Genomic DNA, 811 nt, shown 5'->3' with positions numbered 1-811 from the left:
ACGCCACCGCCGCCTCCTATCCGGTCAAAGGACGACCGGCCGAATGGCGAAAGTCCGGGTCCGGCGTCCGCCCCTTCAAGATGGATGGCCGCTACACGGTCATGGAAATACCCATCTAGGCTGGACGTCGGCACGGGCCGGCTGATCTGACCCGGCCCGCCGGGCTACTACCGGAACTGACCGGTGCCACGGCGGCCGCTTCGGCCGGCTACGGGGCGCCGGTGTGCTGAAGCCACCGACGCGTGCCAGGCGGGACCATTACAGACCGCACATGCCCTCGCATTCATTCGGCCAGAGGTCGAGCTGGCCGTGGTCGGCCGCTGTAGACAAATCGGCTTCATCGAGGGGAACGCCGGAGCGATGCAGGAAGACCTCGCCGCGTATGCCACGCAGGCCGGTGCGGATCGCCCGATCCACCTCCACCGCATCGTCCCATGCCGCCCGGTCGTTGTTCCGCATGGATCGCCACATGGCGTCACTGTGGAAGGGGCAGCCGATGCACGCGCTCTTCGGCGGTTTCGGATAGCCATGGCTTTTCAGCCAAGCGAGACAGTCCTTTCGGGTCATGCGGCTCTCGATGAGGGGAAAGCGGTTGAGTTGCCACGCTGCCCGGCTCGGCTTCATGCGCACCGCCTCGTCCATCGAGATGCCCAGCCACTGGTGAACGACGGGATATGTCGGGGAGCGTTTGCGCGTGAGACCAGCCAGTTCCCGCACCTTGCGGCGGATCGGTTCGATCTTGCTGGTGGTGGTGCATTGTCGCCGTATCATGCCGATCGAGACATTGCCGCGGCGGTCGACGGTGCGGGTG

The 811-nt window shown here is 65.8% G+C and carries 1 pseudogene; it reads right to left on the bottom strand.

Going from position 1 to position 811, the window contains the following annotated elements:
• Positions 1-258 precede the first annotated feature (258 nt).
• Positions 259-811: pseudogene (locus EOC06_RS38045) on the bottom strand (hypothetical protein); the annotation flags it as partial.

The sequence above is a fragment of the Mesorhizobium sp. M7A.F.Ca.MR.362.00.0.0 genome, from assembly GCF_004023175.1.
Taxonomy (GTDB): domain Bacteria; phylum Pseudomonadota; class Alphaproteobacteria; order Rhizobiales; family Rhizobiaceae; genus Mesorhizobium.
Note: the sequence above shows the minus strand (reverse complement) of the source record. Positions and strands in the feature narration are given on the sequence as shown.